Below are 22,130 nucleotides of genomic sequence, written 5' to 3' on the forward strand. Positions count from 1 at the left end.
GAACCGCACCGCCCAGGCTGTGGGGGATCAGGGGCCCGGGGGCGCCCCCACGACGCCCGCGGTCCGCTGGTGCCACTAGCCGACCACCGCCGGGGAGCGGGGTGCCTCGGGAGCGGGCACCGGCTGGTAGAGCTCGGTGTGCCCTTCGACGTGGAGGTGGGGCAGACGGCGGTCCAGCCAGGCGGGCAGCCACCAGTTGCCGCGGCCGAGCAGGTGCATCACGGCCGGTACCAGCAGAAGCCGGACCAGCGTGGCGTCGATCAGGATGGCCGACCCCATGCCGATGCCGATGACCTTGATCGGCAGGTCGGGCGCCGGGACGAAGGCCGCGAACACGGCGACCATGATGGCCGCCGCCGCGGTGATCACCCGCGCGGTGCCCGCCAGTCCGCTGACGATGGACTCCGCGTTGTCGTTGCTGCGGAGCCAGGCCTCACGCATCCGACTCACCAGGAAGACCTCGTAGTCCATCGAGAGGCCGAACAGGACGGCGAAGGTCAGCACCGGCACGAAGGCCGGCAGCGGGGTGGGGCTGTCGATGCCGACCAACCGGCCGGCGGTGCCGCCTTCGAGGACGAGGGCAACCACGCCGTACGCGGCGCCGACGGAGAGCAGGTTCATCACAGCGGCCTTGAGGGCGACGGCGAGGCTGCGGAAGGCCACCAGGAGCAGGAGCATCGACACCGTGACCACGCCGCCGACGAGCAGCGGGATGCGGCGGGCGATGTTGTCGGTGCTGTCGATCGCGCTGGCGGTCGCCCCGCCGACGTGCACCCGGACGCCGGGGCCGACCGCACCCGGGATGACGTGATCACGGAGGTCGCGGACCAGGGTCTTGGTTTCGCTGGACTGCGGACCGCTGTCCGGGACGACGGTGAGCAGCAGCGAACGGCCGTCGGAGCCGGGCACCGGAGGGGTCACCGCCGTGACGCCGGGCACCGCCTTCAGCACGGTGGGCAGCGAGGCCGTCGCGTCGGCGGGGGTGCCCGGCGCCAACTCGGCGACCAGGACCAGCGGTCCGTTGCTGCCCGGTCCGAAGCCGGCGGCTACCGCGTCGTACGCCAGCCGGTTGGAGCGCCCGGCGGGGTCGTTGCCCGCGTCGGGGAAGCCGAAGCGCACGCCCAGGAACGGCGCCGCGAGCGCCAGCAGGACGACGACCCCGGTGACGGCACCGAGGACGCGGTGACGCTCGACGAGCCTGCTCCAGCGCAGCCAGCCGGCGCCCACCGAGCTCTCGCCCCGGGCGGCGCGGCGCTGGGGCAGGGGCAGCCGGAGTCGCTCGATGTGTCGGCCGAGGTAGCCGAGCAGGGCGGGGAACAGGGTGGCGGACGCGGCGATCACGACGAACACGGAGAGGATCGCCGAGACCGCGGCGCCGCGCATGAACGACAGGCCCATCGCGAACAGCCCGAGCATGCTGACCACCACGGTCATTCCGGCGACCACGACCGCGCGGCCCGCGGTGTCCAGCGCGGCCACCGTGGCGGCCTCGGGTTCGAGCCCCTCGGCGCGCCACTCGCGGAACCGGGTGACCAGCAGCAGCGCGTAGTCGATGCCGACGCCGATGCCCAGCATCGCGGCGAGCGAGGTCGACCAGTCCGGGACCGGCATGATCGCGGCGAGGACCGGCAGCAGGGCGCTGCTGACCGCGAGCCCGCCGAGCGCGGTGAGCATCGGCAGGCCGGCGGCCACGACCGAGCCGAAGGTGATCACCAGGATCACGGCGGCGGCCGCGATGCCGATGCCCTCCGAGCCGATCGCGCCCTGCTCGGCCTGCTGGACCGCCATGCCGCCGAGGTGGACGCGCAGGCCGCCGTCGACGGGGCGGGCGAGGTCGAGCAGTCGCTGGGTGTCCGCCTTGGGCATGTCGGGGGCGACGGCGACGTCCAGGTGGATCTGCCCGAGGGCGGTGCGGCCGTCGGCCGACACCTTGCCGCGCGGGCCGTACGGGTCGTCGATGCCGCTGACGTGCGGCACCTCGGCCATCCGGGCGAGCAGGTCCTTGACCCGGTCGCGGGTGGCGGCGTCGGTCACGCCGCCGTCGGAGGTCAGCACCAGGCTGATCGATTCACCGCCCAGCCCGGGAAAGTCCCGCGTCAGCAGCTGCTGGGCCTGCTTGGAGTCCGAGCCGGGCGCGGTGTAGTCGGCGCTGTACTTGGCGCCGAGGCCGGCCGCGAGGCCGAAGGCCGCGCCGGCGGCGAGCAGCCAGAGCAGCACCGTGCGGCCCCGGTTCCGGAAGCTCCAACCGGCTATTCGGCCGAGCGGGCCGGGCCTGTGTGACCCGCTCTCCCCGGCGGCTGTCCGCCGATCCCCGCGCAGTCCCTGGGACATGTGGTCCTCCGTGCGTCGTCAGGGGCTCCGCCCCCAGGTAAAGCGTTACGCTTCATAACGCGCCTTACGAGGCGTAACGTTTCCCTCGACGGGTACGGATTGTCAACGCGGTGACTGGCGCAGTGAGCGGATGGAGATGCGATGACGGGTGGGTCGGCCGACGGGAGCGGAGGGCGGAGCCGCCGTGAGCGGCTGCGCGCCGACACGGTGGAGGAGATCAAGCGGGCGGCCCTGAGCCTGATCGTCGAGCGCGGCGCCGCGAACCTCCGCTTCACCGACATCGCCCGCACCATGGGGATGACCCCGCCCGCGCTGTACCGCTACTTCGCCGACCGGGACGAGCTGCTCACCGCCCTCGTCGCCGACTCGTACGACAGCCTGTCGGACGCGTTGACGGCGACCCGCGAGACCGTGCCGCCGGACGACCTGGACGGACGCTTCGTGGCCACCTGCATTGCCTACCGCACCTGGGCGCAGCGGAATCCGGAGCGCTTCGCCCTCATCTTCGGCTCCCCCGTGCCCGGGTACGCGGCCCCACCGGACGGACCGACCGTGGTGGCCGGCCGGCGGGCGATGGAGCACATGGCCGAACTCGTCGCCGACACGGCCGAACGCGGCCGGCTCGGCAGCCCGCTGGTGCCGGACGCGGCGGAGGCCCTGATGCTGGCCTGGGCCACCGTGCACGGCTTCGTCACCCTCGAAGCGCACGGCCACTTCCACACGCTCGACCAGCACGCCCGGGACCGCCTCTTCGCAGTCCAGGCGGGCGTCGCCGCGCGCACCGCAGGCCTGTCGCCGGCCGCGGACCGGTAGTGCTCAGGGCCCGCACGGCGGACGGCCATGGCACGGGCGGTGAGGACGGCACCATCCGCAACTCCCGCGCCTCGCCGACGTGCCGGCCGGTCCGGACCGGCCGGCGCGCAACGAACTGACATGAATCCCGGCCGGCCCGCCGACCCGGTGCCCCTCGGCTCGGAGCGCACGGCTGATCCCGGCCCGGAGGTGCCGTGCCCGGACGGCCGGCCCGTGCGGTACCCGCGACGGTGGTGCCGGCCCGACCGGGGCGGTGCCTGCCCGGTGCCCGACGGGCCCCTCGACCAGCGGAAGCCCTCCGCGGGCCGGAGGGGCTATGGTCGAATACATGGGAGAGCGACAGGTCGCACCCATTGCGCCGGACCTGGTACTGACGACTGCCGGCGACTCGCGGGTGCTCACCCCGAGCCGCTCGTACCACGTCGGCCGCGACCCGGTCAGCGAGATCCCGCTCAGTGACCCCCGGGTGTCATGGCACCACGCAGTGCTGCACCTCGGCGACGGACACTGGATGCTGGACGATCTGGACAGCGACAACGGCACCTGGTCCGGAGGCCGCCGGATCTCGCGCCTCGATCTCGGTGACCTCGGCGCCGACAGTGTCATCCGGTTCGGCAGCCCCGGCGACGGCCCGGAGGTGGAGCTCACCGTGGCACCCCCACAGCAGTCCGCCGTCCCGCGTCCCACTGCGCTGACTGCGATCACCGGCTCGTACCGGCCGCCCACCAGCATCCATCCGCTGATCGCCCACACCCTGCGGATCGGCCGCGCACCCGACAACGACCTGGTCCTGGCCGACCTCGACGTTTCCCGCCACCACGCCGAACTGCACACCACCGCCGACGGCCGGTACGCGATCACCGATCTGCACAGCCACAACGGCACCTACCTCAACGGTCAACCGGTGGTGGAGGCCGTGATCGGCCCGGGAGACCTGCTGGGCATCGGCCACTCGGAGTTCTGCCTGGTCGACGGCGAACTCCAGGAGTTCGTCGACACCGGCGACATCACCCTCGACGTGGCCGACCTGGTGGTCACGGTCGGCGACGGCCGGCTGCTCGACGGGATCAGCTTCCCGGTCGGCCAGGACTGCCTGCTGGCGGTCACCGGTCCGAGCGGCTCGGGCAAGTCGACCCTGCTGAACGCGCTCACCGGGCTGCGGCCCGCCGACGGTGGCACGGTGCGTTACGACGGTCGCGACCTCTACCGCGACTACGCCGAACTGCGCCACCGGATCGGCTTGGTGCCGCAGGACGACATCCTGCACACTCAGCTGACCGTCCGGCGCGCGCTCGGCTACGCCGCCGAACTGCGCTTCCCCGGCGACACCGGGGCGGCCGAGCGGAACGCCCGGGTCGACGAGGTGATCGCCGAACTGGGCCTGGAGAAGCGGGCCGACCTGGTGGTCGCCAGCCTCTCCGGCGGCCAGCGCAAGCGGGTCAGTGTGGCACTGGAACTGCTCACCAAACCGTCGCTGCTCTTCCTCGACGAGCCGACCTCCGGCCTGGACCCGGGGATGGACCGCTCGGTGATGCAGATGCTCCGGGACCTGGCGGACGACGGTCGCACCGTCGTCGTGGTGACGCACAGCGTGCTGAGCCTCGATCTCTGTGACCGTCTGCTGATGCTCGCCCCGGGCGGTCGCACCGCGTACTACGGACCGCCCGGCGACGCTCTGGAGTACTTCGGGTGCTCGCAGTGGCCGCAAGCGTTCGAGAACTTCGAGACCCAGGAGGACCGCGACTGGATGGGCGAGTACCGGGCTTCGCCCGCGTACCGCCGGTACATCGACCCCATGGAACGGCCCCGAGCCCCGGTCGCGCCGTCGGGGCCGGGCGAGACGGACGTGGTGCCGCCGTCGGGGGCGGCCGAGACGGACGTGGTGCCGCCGTCGGGGGCGGCCGAGACGGACGTGGTGCCGCCGTCGGGGCCGGCCGAGACGGACGGGGTGCCGCCACCGGGGGCGGCCGAGCGGAGCAGTGTGCCCGCTGCACCGTCCGGGCAGCGCAGCCTGAGGTCCCCGCGGCCCGCGCGACGCCGTGCCGGGCCCGTACCGGCCAAGCCGCCCCCTCAGCCGCAGCGCTGGGACCGCCAGTTGGGCACCCTGGTGCGCCGCTACACCGCCGCACTGGCCGCCGACCGCACCTTCGTGGTGATCATGATCGCGCTGCCGTTCGTGATGGGCGTGTTGGCCCGGGCGTTGGCCGGCGGCAAGCTCACCGACAGCAGTGTGTTCAGTGCGCTGCTGATCCTCTGCGTCGGCGGGGTGCTCACCGGTGCCGCCAACGCGGTCCGCGAGCTGGTCAAGGAGCGGGTGATCTACCGGCGGGAGCGCGCCGTCGGGCTCTCCCGATCGGCGTACCTCTGCTCGAAGGTGGTGGTGCTCGGCACGGTCACGGTGGTTCAGGCCGTGGTGCTCACCATGGTCGCGTTGGCGGGAGTGCGACTCAGACCCGAGGGCGGCAGCGGGGTCTTCCTGCCGCCGCTCGCCGAGATCGTCATCGTGATGGCGCTGCTCGCCTTCGCCGGAATGATGCTGGGACTGCTGGTCTCGGCGCTGGTCGGCAAGGAAGAGGCCACCATGCCGCTGCTGGTGCTGCTGGCCATCGTGCAGGTCGTCTTCACCGGCACCCAGCTGCGCCTGTACGGGGTGCCGGGACTCGAACAGCTCTCCTGGCTGGTGCCGTCCCGCTGGGCGATGGCGGCGATGGCCGCCACCGTCGATCTGCACGCCATCTCGCCCGGCAACAACCTGGCGGCCGATCCGCTGTTCCGGCACAGCGCGGGGGCCTGGCTGCTGAGCACCGGAATGCTGCTGGTGCTCAGCCTGGCCTACGGCCTGGTGGTCTACTGGCTCCTGCGGCGGACCGAGCCGGCGGTCATGCGCCGGGCCCGGAAGGCCGGCTGACCGACCCGCTCGTCAGCCGGCCCGATCCGGGCACTGCGTCCGTCGGGTGTGGTGGTGGGGCAGTCAGCGGATGGTCGGCGGAGGTGAGCGTGCCGCCCCCGGCGAGCAGTTCGAGCAGCTCCTCGCGCACCGCACAGTGCGGAAGCACCCCGGCGTCGTTCCGCAGATCTTCTTCATGTCCGAGACGCCCCTGAGCTGGCACACCTCCCGCAGCACGGTGAACCGCCGCGTCCGCGTCCAGGGCGAGCCGGTCGACTCCTACCCGGCGCTGCCGCCGGAGGCGCGGCGCTGGTCGGTGCGGCGCTGGTCGGTGCGGCGGATCACCGAGGTCGGCGAGGAGATCCTGCAGCGGCGCTGCCGCGAGGTGACCGGCGCCGAGTTCGGCAGCCCTGACCTGTCCCGGCTGGTCGACGACATGTTCCGCACCATGCATGTCGCCGAAGGCGCGGGACTGGCCGCTTCGCCCGCTGCCTGCAGTACGAGACCGACCACCTCGAAGGGCAGCTCGACATGGACCGGCCGGCCAAACGCGATCGCAAGGACGCGCTCCGCCGGACCGCCGAACGCCGCGAGGCCCTCTTCGCCCGCCGAGCCCGCCGCACCCGCCGCGCCCGCCGCGCCCGCCGCACTCGCCGCGCCGCCGAGCTCGACAGCCGAGCCGACCCGCTGCGGCGGTTTCACCCGACGCCCTCGCCGGCGACTTTCACCAGTGCCTGCGTGCCGATCACCGCGAGCAGCGCCAGCCGTTCGGCGTCCTCGGTGCCGGGTTCGGCCGTGTAGACCATGATCCGCAGATCGCTGCCCGCGACGCTGAGCACGTCGCAGTCCAGCGTCAGCGGTCCCACCTGCGGGTGGTCGACGGTCTTGCGCGAGGCCTCCTGGTGTCCCACCGCGCCGGAGTCCCACAGCTTGGCGAACCGCTCGCTGTTGCCGCGCAGATCGGCGATCAGACGGCGCAGCCGCAGATCCGCCGGGTAGCGGCTCGCCGTCGCCCGCAGGTCGGAGACGACCGCGGTCTCCAACGCCCGCCGGGACTCCGGCGTGTGGCGGACCCGGCTGCCCGAGCCGAGGAAGTTCCGCCACGCCCCGTTGCGCTCCTTGCCGTGCCGTTCACCCATCAGCGCGGTGTAGAGCGGATTGGCCAGCAGCAGCGTCCACGCCGCGTCGGAGACCGCGACGGGGGTGCCGGTCAGCCGGTCCAGCATCCGTTGCACGCTGGGCGTGATGTAGCCGGGCACCGTGCCGATTCCCGGCGCTACCAGCCCGGCGACCCGGAAGAGGTGCTCACGCTCCTCCGCGTTCAGTCGCAGCGCCCGCCCCAGCGCCTCGACGACCTGCTCCGACGGGTTGGTCGCCCGGCCCTGTTCGAGGCGGGTGACGTAGTCGACCGAGATCCCGGCCAGCAGCGCCAGCTCCTCCCGGCGCAGTCCGGCCGCGCGCCGATGGCCGCCCACCGGCAGGCCGGCCGCCTCCGGCGGGACCCGGTCACGCCAGCGCCGCACCGTCTGCCCGAACTCCGTGGTCGCCATGCCACCACTGTGCACCACCCCACCCCGCGGGTGCCTGGTACTGGCAGTCCCAGGAAGACCGGACGCCTGGCTGACGGCATCGCCGCGCAGCATCGTGGAGGCATGACCACAACACTGATCACCGGAGCGAACAAGGGTCTCGGCTTCGAGACCGCCCGTCAACTCATCGCCGCAGGCCACACCGTGTACATCGGCAGCCGGGACCCCGAGCGCGGGCGTCGCGCCGCCGAGCAGTTGGGCGCGCGGCTGGTCGTCATCGACATCACCGACGACGCCTCGGTCGCCGCAGCGGCGAAGACCGTCGAGGCCGACGGCGGCCTCGACGTGCTGGTCAACAACGCCGGCGTGGAGGAGCGGGCCGAGGACAACGGCATCATCGGGGCCGCGGACATCACCGCCGACCTGATGCGGAGCACGTTCGAAACCAACGTCTTCGGCACGGTACGCGTCACCCACGCGTTCCTCCCGCTGCTGCAGCGCTCCGCCGCCCCCGTCGTCGTCAACCTCAGCAGCGGCCTGGCCTCGCTCACCCGCGTCACCACCGCCGACACCCCCACCTACGTGTACCCCGGCGTCGCCTACCCGGCCTCCAAGGCCGCCGTCAACATGGTCACCGTGCAGTACGCCAAGGCGTTCCCGAACATGCGCATCAACGCCGTCGAGCCCGGCTTCACCAAGACGGACCTCAACGGCAACACCGGCATCCAGACCGTCGAACAGGGTGCCGAGATCATCGTCCGCATGGCCAGCCTCACCCCGGACGGTCCCACCGGCACCTACACCGACGCCGAGGGCCCGCTGCCCTGGTAACCGACCCGCCCACGACGGCCGCCCCGGCCGACGATCACGTCCTCGCCCTGCAGGAGCGTGTGCTCAGCCCATCCTGGTCGAGGGGACGATCCGGCAGCGTCACCCGGCGGTTCGTCGGGGAACTCCATACCCCGACGCCGGTCTCCGCCCGCCGAACCCCCGACCCGACGCGATTGTCTCGGCGACGGTCTGCTCCGGTGACGGTGTCCACGGCACCGGGTGGCCAGGTCCTTGCGCAGGATGCCCGCCTCCTGACCCTCGCGCTGTAGGAGAGGCGAGCCCGGTCAGGCTGCCGGGGCGGTCAGGACGGCCCCGGCCACCAGTCGGAGATTCCTGATCATCGGATTCGGGTCGCCCTTGCGGCTGACCAGGACGACCTTGCTGGAAGGAGCGCCCTCGATCGGGACGGTGACGAGGTCGGGGCGTAGTGAGCTACGCCGGTCGCCGACCGGTAGCACGGCGATCGCCCCGCCGCTCGCGACGAGTTCGAGCTTGTCCTCGTAGCTCTCGATCGGCGACAGGCCGGCCCCGAGGATCCGGTAGGAAGTCCAGTCCGTGGTCTCGAACGGGCATGGCGCCGCCTCCTTGCCGGCCAGTTCTTCCGCGGTCACCGACGGGCGGTCGGCCCAGGGATGGCCGCGTGGGACCACGAGCATCCGCGGCTCCTCGTACAGAGGGGTGGTGAAGACGTCGTCGTCGGCGAGCGGCAGCGGGGCCCGCGCGATCAGGGCGTCGACGCGCTTGTCGGACAGAACTCCTAGGTCGCGGCAACTCAGGTGCCGGGTGGTGATCTCGGCGTCCGGGTAGCGGCGGCGCAGTTCCCGTACGGCGGCAGTGATCACCAGGTCTTCGACGTAGCCGATGGTGATTCGTTCGGTCTCGGCTTCTTCACGCACGGTCAGTTCGGCCTGTCGGGCGGCCTGCAGCAGGGCTTGGGCCCGGGGGAGGAACCTCTGGCCTGCCGGAGTGAGCCGGGTGCCCTGGGGTACGCGGTCCAGCAGTCGTGTGCCGAGATATTTTTCGAGCCGTTGGATCTGGCGGCTCAACGCAGGCTGGGCCACGTGCAAGTCGGCGGCGGCCCGGCCGAAGTGCTGGTGCGCCGCGACCACGGTGAAGTAGCGCACCAGCCGCAGTTCCAGGTCCTGTCCGAGATCGTTCACCCTTGCAGCGTACGCGTCATGCCGTTTCGGAATGAGCGGGTTGCCGGATCGGTCTTGGACGGCGACGCCGCGGTGGGCCTTGACTGAAGGAGCAACGTTTCCCCAGGAAGGCGACAGACGCGATGAAGGCGATCCGGTTCCATGAAGCGGGCGGACCCGAGGTTTTGCAGTACGACGAGGTGTCGGTTCCCGAGATCGGCCCGGGCGAAGTGCTCGTCCGGGTGCACGCAGCGGGCATCAACCCGCCGGACTGGTACCTGCGTGAGGGGATGAAGGTCATGCCGGCCGAGATGAGGCCGGCCCTGGAGTTCCCTCTGGTCCCCGGAACGGACATGTCGGGCGTGGTCCAGGCGGTCGCTCCGGACGTGTTGGGGTTCGCCGTCGGTGACGAGGTCTTCGGCATGCTGAGGTTCCCCGGATTCGACGGCCGGACCTACGCCGAGTACGTGGCCGCACCGGCTTCGGACCTGGCTCACAAGCCGGCCGGTATCGACCACGTGCAGGCGGCCGGGGCGCCGATGGCCGTGCTGACGGCCTGGCAGTACCTGGTGGATCTCGGCCACGACGTGCCGTCCGTCTTCACCGGTCGAGTGCACCAGCCGGTGCCGATCACGCCAGGGATGACCGTGCTGGTCAACGGGGCTGCCGGTGGAGTGGGTCACTTCGCGGTGCAGCTGGCGAAATGGAAGGGGGCACGCGTCATCGCGGTGGCCTCCGGGCGGCACGAGCAGTTCCTGCGCAAGCTCGGCGCCGATGAGTTCATCGACTACACCAGGACGCAGGCTGCGGACGTGGTCAGCGGTGTCGACCTGGTGATCGACGCCGTCGGTGGCCCGGACAGCTCACGCTTCCTGACTGTGCTCAAGCGCGGCGGCACCATGCTTCCGGTGTTCTTCGCCCAGTACGATCCGGAAGAGACGGCGCGTCTGGGCATCACGGTCTCGACCATTCAGGTGCGTTCCAACGGCCCCCAGCTCGCCGAGATCGGGCGATTGTTCGACGAGGGCAAGCTGCAGGTCGGGGTGGACAGCACCTACCCGCTGCCCGAGGCGGGCAGCGCACACACGCGAGCCGCGCAGGGCCACATCCAGGGCAAGATCGTGCTGACGGTGGTCCCGTGATCGCCGAACTCCAGTAGGCGGTGGCGCACTGCGCCCACGCCCTGGACGCGCTGAAGGTGCCCGCGCCGGAAGCGGTTCCGACCGAAGACACCATCTGGACCTTGACGATGCCCCGACAGGGAGTGCTCGGCCCGATCGCCGGACGAGCGGCGGTGCCCGACCCATCCGTTCGGAGGTGAATGGGGAGCGCCCGATCCGGCAAAGACCGGTGTGCACCTGCACGCGGATACCGGCCGGTCCAGCCGGAGCGAGCCGGCTGGACCGTTGGCCGACGAGCAGTGTCCGGCCGGCACAGCTCGACAGTCAGCGGGCGATCGAGACCGCGAAGGGCGTGAATCCGGTGGATCGGATGACGTGCGGGACGAAGAGGATCGCGGCCTCCGTGGCGCGGGCAGTCCGGATCCCGCCGAGGTCAGTGATCCACTCCTTGTGCCAGCCGAGGTCGGTGAGCAGTCCGCGGACGGTCTGCTTGGCCTGCGGGTCCTCACCGGAGAGGAACGCGGTCGGTGTCTGGGTGAGCGCGGCCGGTGCGGTCATCACCGGGAAGAGCATGGTGTTGAGGGTCTTGACGACGTGGGTTTCGGGGAGCGCCTCCTGGAGTTGCTCGGCGAGGCTTGAGCCGGGGTAGATCAGATCGGCGGGCAGTCCGTCCGGTCCGTCGGTGGTGGCGTTGGAGACGTCGACGAGGATCTTGCTGCGCAGTTCCTCGCGCAGGGCGGCGAGTCGTTCCAGGGAGCCGGCGCCCGGGGTGGCGTTGATGACGATCCGGGCCGTGCGGGCGGCGTCGGCGGCGGCGCCCGGTGTGCGGTCCGCGACGGTCACCTCGTGCCCTGCGCGGGTGAGGGCGGCGGCCAGGTTGCCGCCGACGCGGCCGTTTCCGAGTACTGCGATCGTGGTCATGGTGATGGTGTCCTTTTGTGGGCGCGGTTGTGGTGCGCGGTCAGAGGGAGAGGGTGGCGACGGCTTCGGCGTGGATACCGGGCGCGGAAGCCAGGAAGCTTCCGCTCTGCGGGGTCCAGGGGCGGCCCTGGGCGTCGGAGATCCGTCCGCCGGCCTCGGTGACGAGCAGTGCGCCGGGCAGCAGGTCCGCGCGGGCGCCGGCGAACTGCCAGAAGGCGTCGATCCGGCCGGCGGCCACGTTCACCAGGTGCAGGGTCGCGGGTACGGCGGTGCGGACGACCAGCGCGTCGAAGAGCATCGCGGTGATCGAGGAGCCGACGCGTCGTACGACGTTCTCGTCCTCGTCGGGGCGGGCCTGGCTGGTGGCCACGATGCTCAGGCCGAGGTCCGCAGTGGGGGAGACGTGCAGCGGCCGGCCGTCGAGGTGGGCGCCCGCGCCGGTGAGCGCGGTGTAGGTCTCGCCGGTCAACGGCAGGTGGACGACGGTGAGCACCGGCTGGTTGTCGCGCACGAGGGTGGCGGTCACCGCCCATTCGGGCAGGGCGTGCAGGTGGTTGACGTTGCCTTCGGCCGGATCCACGACCCACCATTCGCCGGGCGGCAGCGCCCCGCCGTCCAGTTCGTCCTCCACCCAGCCGGCGTCCGGGCGCAGGCTCGTGAGGCGGGGGCGCAGGATGTCGAGGGCCATCTCGTCGTTGGCGGCCAGCGCGCGCATCAGCTCCTCGCGGTTCCGGTAGCGGACCACCGCGCCGAAGCGCTCGCGCAGCGCCGAACCGGCCTCGCGTACGGCGGCCGCGGTCCGGGCGAGCAGGTCGGCGTCCAAGGCGGTGACGTCAGTGGTCTGAAGCGTTTCGGGCATGGTGGAACTCCCGTCTGAGGAGGGGGGTGAGGCCGATCGAGGGCCGAACTGTGCGTTGCTTCTTGCGCTTTCGCCTCAACGCTAGATAACCCCGTAATTAACTTCAAGTGCATGTCAAGCACGGCTAGGATTACTCGCATGCAATTGGATTTGAACCTGCTCGCCGCGCTCGACGCGCTGCTGGAGGAGGGCAGTGTGGCCGGGGCGGCCGCGCGCCTGCATGTCACCGCCCCCGCGATGAGCCGGAGTCTGGGCCGGATCCGGCGCACGACCGGGGATCAGATCCTGGTGCGCACCGGCCGCACGATGACCCCGACGCCGTATGCGATCGCCGTCCGGGAACAGGTGCACGCGCTACTGCACCAGGTCCAGGAGGTCCTGGCCCCGAGCCGTGAACTCGATCTGGCAACGCTGGAGCGCACCTTCACACTCCGCTGGCACGATTCCCTGGTCGCCCTGAGCGGCCCCGCACTGCTCGCGGCCGTGCGCGAACAGGCGCCGGGCGTGCGATTGCGCTTCGTCGCGGAATCGAGCGTCGACACCCCCGAGTTGCGGCGCGGCGAGGTCGACCTGGAGGCCAACGCCAACCGTCCGAGCGCACCGGACATCCGTGCCGAGAAGGTGGGTGAGACCCGCCTCGTCATCGTCGTGAGGCACGGGCACCCCCTCACCCGTGTCAGGACCGTCACCGCAGAGCGGTACGCCACCGCTGAGCACGTCACCGCCTCGCGACGTGGAAACCTCGGCAACGCCCTCGACGGCGCCCTCGCGCGGCTCGGCCTCACCCGCCGCGTGGTGGCCACCGCGCCCACGGAAGCGGCCGCGCTGGAGTTCGCACGCGGTTCCGATCTCCTGATCACCGTCCCCGAAGCCACCACGCGGTCCGCAGTCGCCGACCTCGGCCTGGTCGTGCTCCCCCTCCCGCTCGAACTGCCGTCGGCGCCGGTATACCTGTCGTGGCATCAGCGCTACGACACCGACCACGCCCACACCTGGCTGCGCGGCCTGGCACGAACCGCGCTGGCCGTATGCGGGGCGTCGTCGTCGGCGTCCTCCGACCGCTTTCGGGGCTGAGCGTGTCCGAACCGCGCGATCGCTTACACGCCCGCCTGGCCGAGTACGGGCGGTGGAGTAGGGGCGTGAGCCCCCCGGAGGGGTGCGTGGACAGGGGTGCCGATCGACACCGTCCGACGAGCACGTGGTCGACGTCCGTGGTCCGTCGTGACCTGAAGACCGCCCCACAGGGCGCCGTCGGGGACCGTCCGAGCCTGTCCCGACGGCCGGGTCGATCGTTTCGGACATCGGCGCTCAGGAAGGTTCGGTGCCGGGTTCCGCCGGGACGACAACGACCGGGAGACGGGCATGGTGGACGACCTCGGTACTGGTCGATCCGAGGGCGAGGCGTCCCCAGGCACCCGATCCCCGGGAGCCGACCACCAGCAGGCCGGCGTCCGTGCTGGCTTCGAGGAGGACCTGCGCCGGGCGGCCGGGTTCGCAGACGATCTCCACGTCCACGAACGGTGCGCCGAGCTGCTCCTGCAGTTCCCTGACGGAGTCGGCCACGGCCTGGGTGACGAGATCGCGCTGCTGGGGGACGGGGCCGCTGTCGGGGCCGGAGGAGACCGTCCATTCGAAGCCGGATCGCCGGGTCGGGGCGTACTCGTACGCGCAGACGGCCCGCAGACCGGTGGCGCGAAGTCGGGCCTCGCGGAGCGCGAAGGTGACGGCATTCCGGGCCTGGGGGGAACCGTCGGTGCCGACCACGATCGGGCTGACCGTGTGGCGGGCAGCGGGATCGGTCATGGGTGACCTCCAAGGATTCGGTGGCACGGAGTTGCGCGCGGCCGTCGCGACCCGTACGGCGGCGGGGTCCGATCGGCCGGCCGCCGCGGGGTGCACTTCCCAGCCTGCCCCTGTCCGTTCACGGGCACCATCGCAGTCCATGAGCCGCGTCCGGTCGGACACCGCCGGTGACCGGCCGTTCGGCGGGCCCCGACGTACCCTGGCGGCCGATTCCGCAGCCACGAGGGATCGGGCGGTGCGCGGCCCGTGAGCGAGGACGCTGTCCTCGCTGTGCCGGTCGACAGCCCCGCCGCCTTCGCCGCCGTCCACCCCGTCCACGACGAGACCGGTTCCGGGGCGGCCCATGGGAGTGGGTATCGGGAGAGGATGGCGAGGGCTGTCGCGCCGGACAACCCGGCACAGTAGGCCGGGACTTGGGCGAGCAGGTACGTGGGACCGTGGTGCGCGGACCGGATGCCGAAGCAGGCGTCCATCGCGTCGACTTCGGCACCCGGGTCCGTACCCCGAAGGCTGCTTGGGCACCTTCACGGAGGACCGGCGAGCAGTCCGCAAGGCCGGCTGGTCAGGGCAGTCGGCTGCAGCCGTCAGTGGACCCACACTCCGGTGGTCGGTCAGGGACCGGGCAGCTCGAACCCGAGAGCGGCCAGGGCCTCCTCGGCGGCCTGTTGGTCCTGCTCGTAGCTGCCGCCGGAGATGCCCAGCCCTCCGATGCACCGGCCGTTCTCGGTGATCGGGTAGCCGCCGCCGACGGCTGTCAGGCGAGGGTGGCCGGTCAGTGGTGCGACCCGCGGGTTGGCGAGATAGTCGTTCCACGTATGGGTGGGGATGTGGAACGAGGCCGCAGTCCAGGCCTTGTCGAACGCGACCTCGGCGGTGAGGAAGGGCGCGTCGTCGGCCCGGTCGAATGCCTTCAGATGGCCTCCCTGGTCGGTGACGGCGATGGCCGGCGTGAAGCCGATCCGGGCAGCGGCGGTGCGTACCGCCGCGATGAGTGCGGCGGCGGCGGCCTGGGTGACCGACGAGGCGGGGGCCGACTTCCGCAGTGTGTCGGGGCTCATCAAGGTTTCCTTCGCTGGGGTGGGGCGGTGGCGGTGGCGGGCAGCAGCCGCAGCCGGGTCACCGCAGGGGCGAAGCCGGGGTGGGGACCGCGTGGGTGACGACGGACTCCTCGGGGATCAGCAGGTCGTGGACGACCGGGCCGATCTCGTTCCTCCAGCGGTCGTGCTGGTAGACGGCCGCGTACAGGGCTTCGCTCCGGGCCTCGTCCTCGAAGCGGCGTATCCACACGTAGCCGTCCTCGTCCTGGGCGTCGACGAAGGAGGCGGTCACGTCCATGCCCAGCGAGGCCTGGAACGGGATGACCACGTCCTCCATGTAGCGCACCCACTCCTCGCGGCGTCCGGGCCGGGCCTGGTAGCGGCGGATCTCGTAGTACACGGTGCTCCTCCGAACTCCCTGCGGGGGCGGTCAGTCGGCGATGGTCAGGACGATCTTGCCGCGGGTGCGGCCGGCCTCGACGCGGGTGTGTGCCGTGCCGGCCCGCTCCAGCGGGAACGTCTCCTCCACCTCGACGTCGACTTCACCGGCGTCGATCAGGCCTGCGATCGTGGCCAGCGCCGCGCCGTCCGGCTCGACCAGGTACGGAGTGACCCGCACGCCGGCGGCCTCGGCGGCCTGGGCCAGCTCCGGGGAGACACCGGCAGGGACGGCCACCAGCAGGCCGCCCGGGCGCAGGACCTTCAGCGAGCGGGTGCTGGTCCGGTCATGTGCGTCGCCCACCAGGTCGATGACGACGTCGACGTCGTGGGCGACGTCCTCGAAGCGGGTGGTGGTGTAGTCGATGGTCTCGTCGGCGCCGAGTTCCTTGAGCCAGCGGTGGCGTGCGTCGCTGGCGACGGCGATCACGTGGGCGCCCAGGTGCCGGGCGAACTGGACCGCGAAGTGGCCCACTCCGCCGGCGGCGGCCGTGACCAGGACGCGCTGGCCGGCCTGCACACGGGCGGTGTCGACCACGGTCTGCCAGGCGGTCAGCGCTGCCAGCGGCACGGCGGCCGCGTGCGTGTGGTCGATGGTGGCCGGCTTGCGGGCCCACTGGCGGGCCGGAGCGGTCACGTACTCGGCGTAGGCGTTCGCGGCGCGCGGGAACCACGGCATCCCGTACACCTCGTCGCCGGGCGCGAGCGTGGTGACGCCGAAGCCGACCTCCTCGACGACGCCGGAGACGTCCCAGCCCAGGGTCAGTGGGAACGTCTGCAGTCCCGCCATGCCCTGCCCTTCGCGGGTCTTCCAGTCCACCGGGTTGACGCCGGCGGCGTGCACACGTACCAGCACCTCGGTCGGCAGCGGCTCGGGGCGCACGACCTCCTCGACGGTCAGCACCTCCGGCCCGCCGAACTCCCTGACGGTGACAGCCCGCATGGTGCGCTCGCTCATGTTGTCCTCGCTCATGTCCGTCCCGATCTCTTCCGTCGGAACCGCGGTCCCGACGGAAGAAAGACTGGCGTGTGCTCGCGGACGCGAGTGAGTGGCCGGGGAGCCACCTGTCGTACCATTCCGGCCATGCCGCATCGTGTTGCCGTTCTCGCCCTCGACGGAGTCCTGCCGCTGGACCTGGGCATCCCGGCCCGGGTGTTCAACGAGGCCTGTGAACCGGACGGGACCCGCCTGTACTCCGTCAGTACCTGCTCCCTCGGAGGCCGACCGGTCCGCACGCACGAGGACTACCGGATCGTCGTCGACCACGACGAGTCGGTGCTGGAGACCGCGGACACCGTCGTACTCGCCACGCAGGAGCCCGGCGAGCACCTGCTCGCGACCGGCACGCTCCCCGAGGAACTCGCTGCGGCTCTGGACCGGATAGGTCCGCGGACCCGCATCGTCAGCCTGTGCACCTCGGCCTTCCTGCTCGCGGCGGCCGGTCTGCTGGACGGTCGGCGAGCCACCACGCACTGGGCGCTGTGTGACGCGCTGGCACGGCTGTTCCCCGACGTCGAGGTCGATCCGGGCGTGCTGTTCGTCGACAACGGACGCATCCTGACGTCCGCCGGCGGAGCGGCCGGCATCGACCTGTGCCTGCACCTGGTCCGTCTGGATCACGGGGCGGCGGTGGCCTCGGCCGCCGCGCGGCGCTGCGTGGTGGCGCCGTGGCGCGAGGGCGGGCAGGCACAGTTCATCGAGCACCCGGTTCCGCAGGACACCGACTATTCCACTTCGGCGACGCGGCAGTGGGCAGTGGACCGGCTGGCCGAGCCGGTCACACTGGAGGACATGGCCCGGCACGCTCACATGAGCGTGCGCACCTTCACCCGGCGGTTCCGCAGCGAAGTGGGCTGCAGCCCGCTGAAGTGGCTGGCGCAGCGGCGGCTGGCGCACGCGCGCCTCCTGCTGGAGTCCACCGACCTGACCGTCGCGCGGGTCGCCGCTGCCTGCGGCTTCGGCGACGCCGTCGCCCTGCGCAAGCATTTCCACACGTATGTGGGCCTGTCACCACTGGCCTACCGTCGCGCTCACCGCGCACGGGAACCCATGACGGCACAGTGACCGCCCAGCCGCTGCAGCGAGCGCGTCCAGGCCGTCGTCTACGCCTACCGCCACGGCCTGGTCACCTGACCGGGAGTTCCGTCCCCGGCCCCGAGGCGAGGGTTCCGCTGTGCGGGGGCCGGAACTCGCTTGCGGCACGTGGCCCTGCCCGTCTCGGTGAGCACCGTCGGCCTCGTCTCCGGCCGTACCGCCGCCACCCGAACGGAGCCGCTCGGCGGCTCCCGTGGCCGGGTGGGCCGCCGTGCTCCCGTGGGGTCCCGCCTGTTCGCCGGGCTCGTGCCGACTCGTGCCTTCCCGTCGACGTCCGGCCGGCGCCACTGGCCGGCGGGGCCGGTGCGGGCCACCGGATGCCAGGGCGTCCCGCCCCCGTGAGTGTCGGGGGCGGGACGCGGTGCGGGCTCAGGGCCCGCAGGGGTGGAGGGCGGTGTTACTTCACGCCCGGTGGTTCAGTACCAGAGGTCGGGGCTGAGCTGGTAGTCGTAGCCGCTGCCGGGCTGCCAGTACAAACGGGCCTCGGCCTTGTAGTTGTGGCCCGGGGTCGGGTTGGTCAGGGTGTAGGTGTAGGAGTACTGGCCGGAGTGGCAGGGGAACGAGGTCGAGAGCGCCTGGCTGCCGGTGGTGTAGTCCCAGATGATGATCTGCTCGGTGCAGTTGTTGCTGGCGAAGTTGGTGGTCACCTGCGCCGACACCTGGCCGCCGCCGGCGTTGATGCAGGTCTGCTTCCAGTCCGGGCCGGCGCAGCCGCCGCCGCTCGATGCCGAAGCCGTCCCGGCACCGGTCAGCGCGATCCCGCCGGCGAGCGCGGTGGTGGCCAGGCCCAGGACGGCCCGGCGGATTCCCTTGACGGACATGTGCATTCCCTCCCTCTTGGCCCGGTCGGGTTGACCGGGGCACGACATGAGGCTCGGTCATGGCGATGGACATTCGATGAGCACGCCGAGCAGTTGCTCGGTCTCGGCCGCGTCGGCGTCGAGGTCCAGCCGCCGGAAGTGCTCAAGCGCCTGTCCGAGGCAGGCCCTGGCCCGGCTGCGGTGGCCCAGGTCGGCGAGGGCCTGGCCGAGGGCGCGCAGCACGGTGCCCTCCAGCATCCCGCCGACGCAGTGGGCCTGCGGAAGTGCCTCCTCCGCGGCCCGGACGGCGGCCGTCGGCCGCCCGGCCGTGAGGTGGATCCGGGCGATCAGGCCGCCGGTCGCGGCCTGGAAGACGGGCATGCCGAAGGAACGGAACCGGGCCAGGGCGCCTTCCGCCCGCTCCAGGGCCCGTGCGAGGTCGCCGCAGAGGTGGAGGATCCGGGCCAGGTGGTAGCTTCCGACGGACGAGGAGATGGACACCTCACCGCCGGTCAGCTCGGCACACCGCTCACCGGCCGCGCGGGCCCGGGCGAGGTGGCCGCTCCTGGCGTGGTTGTAGCCGAGCTCGCCGAGTGCGAGGCCCTCGGCGGTCTCGTCGTCGAGCTGCTGGAACAGCGACGACGCCTTTTCGAGAGGACCGATCGCCGCCTCGAAATCGCCCAGCACCCGCGCATTCGCCCCGAGCAGTTGGAGGACTTTGGCACGTAGTCGGCGCAGCGCCGCCCCGCCGCACAGTGGCAGGCAGCGGCGGAGCTCCTCGCCCGCCGCCGCGTAGGAGCCGGCGTGGCAGAGCATGCTGCCGCGGACCGAGCGGGCGAGCACCTCGACGTCCCGTTCGCCGCGGGCAGTCGCCGCCTCGGCGACCCGGGCCGCCAGGTCGCCGACCGTGGTCACGTAGTCGCGGCCGAACAGGATCGAGCCCATCCTGTCCGTCAGGTCGGCGGCCTGGGCGAGCGGCAGGGCCGGGTCCTGGCAGGCCCGGCGGATCACCGCCTGGTGGAGGTCGGCCCGGTCGCGCAGCCAGGCGGTGGCGTCCTCCACCGTGTCGAATGACGTGCCGGGCACGGTGGTCTCCGCCGTGATCAGGCGGCGGCGGGTGTGCTCGACGCGGTGGGCGGTCGCCTCGGCGTTACGGGCGGTGGCCAGGCAGAAGGCGAGCAGCCGGGCGTACGCGGCCGAGACCTCTGCCGGGGCGTCCTCGCCGGCACAGCGCCGGCGGGCGAAGACCCGCAGCAGATCGTGGAGCCCGTACCGGTCGGCGGCGGGGGAGTTCAGCAGGTTCAGGTCGACCAGGGATTCCAGGAGCTCGCGGGTGCGCTCAGGGGAGCGGTCGAGCAGCGTTGCGGCCGGGCCCAGGTCGAGCACGGGCGTGTCCGGGAGGGCGAGCAGCCGGAGGGCGCGGGCCTGTTCGCTGTCGAGCCGGGCGTAGGAGAGTGCCAGGACGGGCTCGACCGACGTGTGGTGGTGGACGAGTTCGGCGAGTCGGGTCCGTTCGTCGGCCAGGGCGGAGGCCAGGCCGGCCAGGGACTGCACGGGGTCGGCTGCGAGCCTGCAGCCGGCAACCCGTACGGCCAACGGCAGCAGGCCGCAGGCCGTGACGATCGCGGTGGCGGCCTCGGGCTCGGCCTCCGTCCGGGCGCGGCCGGCGACGGTGGCGAGCAGGTTCAGCGCCTCGGTCGGCTCCATCGCGTCGAGGTGGAGGTGGTGGGCGCCCGGGAGGCCGGTCAGCCAGACCCTGCTGGTGACCAGGACGGCGCAGGTCCGAGCGCCGGGCAGCAGCGGGGCGGTCTGCTCGGCGGAGGCCGCGTTGTCGAGCAGCACCAGCAGGCGGCGGCCGGCCACGGTGGTGCGGTAGAGCGCGGCGCGCTCGGCCGGGTCTGCCGGGATCTCCCGGTCCGCGACGCCGAGCGAGGCCAGCACCAGGCCGAGTGCCTCGGCCGGGTCGAGCGGGTCGGCCTGGGCGCCACGCAGGTCCAGGTGCAGTCGGCCGTCGGGGAACCGCTCGCGCAGGGCGTGGGCGACGTGCACGGCCAGGCTGGTCTTTCCGGAACCGCCGATTCCGTTGATCGCCGAGATGACCACGGCGCCCGGGTCGGGCCGGGTGAGCACGGTGGTCAGCTCTGCAGCAGCGCTCTGCCGGCCGGTGAAGTCGACCAGGGGAGCGGGAAGTTGTTCCGGTACCGGCGAGCTTCGGGAGTCCGTCCCCCGGTCGGGAACCGGCCAGCCGTGAGCTGCGGCCGAGCAGCCCACGGGGCGGGTCGCCGTGCCGAGGGTGGGGTCGGCGCGCCGAATCCGCGTGTGCAGCGCGTCGAGCTCCGGGCAGTCCAGCCCCTCGGCGTGGTAGTCGCGCCGGGCATCGGCGTACACGGCCCGCGCCTCGGCCGGGCGGTCCGCCAGGTGGTACTCCAGCATCAGCAGGGCGCGAAACCGCTCGCGGAACGGGTGGGCGAACACGGCTTGGTCGAGTTCGACCAGGCAGGACGGGTTGTCCCCCAGATCGACGTCGAGGGCGAGCTTCGCCTCCAGTGCCTCCACCCGGCGTTCGGTCAGGTGGCGGCGGAGATCGACGGCATGGCCGCCGGGCAGTCCGGCCAGCGGCTCGCCCTCGTGCAGGGCCAGCGCCCGGGCCAACAGGTCGCGGGCCCGCGGCCGGTCGGCGGCGGCGATCTCCGCCTGCGCGACGAGGCGGTCGAAGGCTACGGAGTCCAGCGACTCGGCGGGGACGTCGAGGCGGTAGCCGCCGTCGACGGTGACCAGGAGGTGTGCGGCGTGGTGGTCGCGCAGCGCGCGACGCAGCCGGTAGGCGTGGGTGGCCAGGACGGACTTGGGCCGGCTGGGCGGGTTGTCCTCGTCGAAGATGCCCTCGGCGAGGCGGGCGGCGGTCAGCGGCCGGCCCGGGTGGGCGAGCAGCATGGCGAGAAAGGCCTGCTGTTGGCTGCGGCCCAGGTCGAGGCGGCGGTCGTCGACCCGGGCGGTCAGCGGGCCGAGCAGGTGGAAGCGCAGGTCGGGCGCGCTGGAGGGGGTGCGTTCGGTGGTGGGTACGGGGTCGGTGGCGATGACGGTTCTCCCGGCGGCTCGTCGGGCCCCGGGTGGACGGCGCGCCGGGGCTGGTGGATGGCGGTGGCGCGTGGGGGATTCGCTGGGGGCTGGGGGCTGGGGGCCGGGCGGTAAGGGCGGCGCGCGGGGCTCAGCGGCTCTCTGGTACCGGCCGAACGGCGTGGGGGCTCTCGGTGGAGCTCGGGCCGGCGAACCCGCCGTGGAGCCGGCCGGCGGCGCGCCTGACCGCCTTGGTGTCGCAGCCGGTCGTGCTGGACGCCCCGGTCGCGTACCGGGCGGACCGGTTGCCGTCCGGGGCGTAGTGGGCGACCGGGTAGCCGTCGCCCTGCCTGATCAGGCGCGCCGCACCGTGCTCGGCGGCGGTGCCGGCCGGCGCGCGGTCGATGCATGTGACGGTCCCACTCATCAGTTCGTCCTCTTCCCGTCGCCGGGTGATTCCGGGCGGCTT

The 22,130-nt window shown here is 72.4% G+C and carries 18 protein-coding genes and 1 pseudogene; 7 read left to right on the forward strand and 12 right to left on the reverse strand.

Annotation, left to right across the window (positions count from 1 at the left end; all coding sequences use genetic code 11):
- Positions 1-75 precede the first annotated feature (75 nt).
- The gene (locus ACFV04_RS15375; protein ID WP_380529404.1) at positions 76-2,217 is read right to left on the reverse strand and encodes an MMPL family transporter; all 2,142 of its coding nucleotides are present in this window, start codon (positions 2,215-2,217) and stop codon (positions 76-78) included.
- Positions 2,218-2,472: 255 nt separating this feature from the next.
- Here ACFV04_RS15375 and ACFV04_RS15380 point away from each other — a divergent pair, with 255 nt between their 5' ends.
- The 3 genes and pseudogenes from ACFV04_RS15380 to ACFV04_RS15390 form a co-directional block, all read left to right on the forward strand.
- Complete coding sequence (locus ACFV04_RS15380; RefSeq protein ID WP_380529406.1) at positions 2,473-3,144, forward strand: TetR/AcrR family transcriptional regulator; 672 nt, start codon at positions 2,473-2,475, stop codon at positions 3,142-3,144.
- Positions 3,145-3,472: 328 nt separating this feature from the next.
- Entirely contained in the window at positions 3,473-6,052 is a 2,580-nt protein-coding gene (locus ACFV04_RS15385; protein ID WP_380529408.1) for an FHA domain-containing protein, read from the forward strand.
- A gap of 175 nt (positions 6,053-6,227) precedes the next feature.
- Positions 6,228-6,655: pseudogene (locus ACFV04_RS15390) on the forward strand (peptide deformylase); the annotation flags it as partial.
- Positions 6,656-6,729: 74 nt separating this feature from the next.
- Here ACFV04_RS15390 and ACFV04_RS15395 read toward each other — a convergent pair.
- On the reverse strand, positions 6,730-7,581 hold the full coding sequence (locus tag ACFV04_RS15395; RefSeq protein WP_380529410.1) for a helix-turn-helix transcriptional regulator: 852 nt from the start codon (positions 7,579-7,581) through the stop codon (positions 6,730-6,732).
- Between the two features lie 102 nt (positions 7,582-7,683).
- Here ACFV04_RS15395 and ACFV04_RS15400 point away from each other — a divergent pair, with 102 nt between their 5' ends.
- On the forward strand, positions 7,684-8,391 hold the full coding sequence (locus ACFV04_RS15400) for an SDR family NAD(P)-dependent oxidoreductase (RefSeq protein ID WP_380529412.1): 708 nt from the start codon (positions 7,684-7,686) through the stop codon (positions 8,389-8,391).
- A gap of 284 nt (positions 8,392-8,675) precedes the next feature.
- Here ACFV04_RS15400 and ACFV04_RS15405 read toward each other — a convergent pair whose 3' ends face one another.
- Positions 8,676-9,551, reverse strand: coding sequence for a LysR family transcriptional regulator (locus ACFV04_RS15405; RefSeq protein WP_380529414.1), 876 nt, complete (start codon positions 9,549-9,551; stop codon positions 8,676-8,678).
- A gap of 122 nt (positions 9,552-9,673) precedes the next feature.
- Between ACFV04_RS15405 and ACFV04_RS15410 the strand changes: the two genes are divergently transcribed.
- Positions 9,674-10,672, forward strand: coding sequence for an NADP-dependent oxidoreductase (locus tag ACFV04_RS15410; protein ID WP_380529416.1), 999 nt, complete (start codon positions 9,674-9,676; stop codon positions 10,670-10,672).
- A 303-nt stretch (positions 10,673-10,975) separates the two neighbouring features.
- On the opposite strand, the gene ACFV04_RS15415 is transcribed toward ACFV04_RS15410, so the two are convergent.
- Positions 10,976-11,572, reverse strand: coding sequence for an NADPH-dependent F420 reductase (locus tag ACFV04_RS15415; protein WP_380529418.1), 597 nt, complete (start codon positions 11,570-11,572; stop codon positions 10,976-10,978).
- A gap of 40 nt (positions 11,573-11,612) precedes the next feature.
- Positions 11,613-12,431, reverse strand: coding sequence for an inositol monophosphatase family protein (locus ACFV04_RS15420; protein WP_380529420.1), 819 nt, complete (start codon positions 12,429-12,431; stop codon positions 11,613-11,615).
- A gap of 138 nt (positions 12,432-12,569) precedes the next feature.
- On the opposite strand from ACFV04_RS15420, the gene ACFV04_RS15425 reads away from it, so the two are divergent.
- Positions 12,570-13,505, forward strand: a complete 936-nt coding sequence (locus ACFV04_RS15425) for a LysR family transcriptional regulator (RefSeq protein ID WP_380529452.1) — start codon at positions 12,570-12,572, stop codon at positions 13,503-13,505.
- 234 nt (positions 13,506-13,739) lie between these two features.
- Here ACFV04_RS15425 and ACFV04_RS15430 read toward each other — a convergent pair whose 3' ends face one another.
- From ACFV04_RS15430 to ACFV04_RS15445, 4 genes are all read right to left on the reverse strand, one after another.
- Positions 13,740-14,234: a universal stress protein gene (locus ACFV04_RS15430; protein WP_380342543.1), complete on the reverse strand. Its 495-nt coding sequence runs from the start codon at positions 14,232-14,234 to the stop codon at positions 13,740-13,742.
- A 611-nt stretch (positions 14,235-14,845) separates the two neighbouring features.
- Positions 14,846-15,292 carry a heme-binding protein gene (locus ACFV04_RS15435; protein ID WP_380529422.1) on the reverse strand — a complete coding sequence of 149 codons (447 nt, stop codon included), beginning with the start codon at positions 15,290-15,292 and terminating at the stop codon, positions 14,846-14,848.
- Positions 15,293-15,350: 58 nt separating this feature from the next.
- A complete protein-coding gene (locus ACFV04_RS15440) occupies positions 15,351-15,671 on the reverse strand; it encodes an NIPSNAP family protein (RefSeq protein ID WP_376155677.1) in 321 nt (106 codons plus the stop codon).
- Positions 15,672-15,701: 30 nt separating this feature from the next.
- Positions 15,702-16,667, reverse strand: coding sequence for an NADP-dependent oxidoreductase (locus tag ACFV04_RS15445; RefSeq protein ID WP_148642174.1), 966 nt, complete (start codon positions 16,665-16,667; stop codon positions 15,702-15,704).
- Positions 16,668-16,793: 126 nt separating this feature from the next.
- Between ACFV04_RS15445 and ACFV04_RS15450 the strand changes: the two genes are divergently transcribed.
- Positions 16,794-17,774, forward strand: a complete 981-nt coding sequence (locus ACFV04_RS15450; protein WP_380342535.1) for a GlxA family transcriptional regulator — start codon at positions 16,794-16,796, stop codon at positions 17,772-17,774.
- A gap of 446 nt (positions 17,775-18,220) precedes the next feature.
- Here the strand turns inward: ACFV04_RS15450 and ACFV04_RS15455 are convergent, their stop codons facing one another.
- From ACFV04_RS15455 to ACFV04_RS15465, 3 genes are all read right to left on the reverse strand, one after another.
- A complete protein-coding gene (locus ACFV04_RS15455; RefSeq protein ID WP_380529425.1) occupies positions 18,221-18,625 on the reverse strand; it encodes a hypothetical protein in 405 nt (134 codons plus the stop codon).
- Positions 18,626-18,682: 57 nt separating this feature from the next.
- Positions 18,683-21,682, reverse strand: coding sequence for a BTAD domain-containing putative transcriptional regulator (locus ACFV04_RS15460; RefSeq protein ID WP_380529454.1), 3,000 nt, complete (start codon positions 21,680-21,682; stop codon positions 18,683-18,685).
- A gap of 130 nt (positions 21,683-21,812) precedes the next feature.
- On the reverse strand, positions 21,813-22,088 hold the full coding sequence (locus tag ACFV04_RS15465) for a hypothetical protein (RefSeq protein ID WP_380529427.1): 276 nt from the start codon (positions 22,086-22,088) through the stop codon (positions 21,813-21,815).
- Positions 22,089-22,130 lie beyond the last annotated feature (42 nt).

Origin of the sequence: Kitasatospora sp. NPDC059599, from assembly GCF_042735125.1 — a bacterium.
Taxonomy (GTDB): Bacteria; Actinomycetota; Actinomycetes; order Streptomycetales; family Streptomycetaceae; genus Kitasatospora.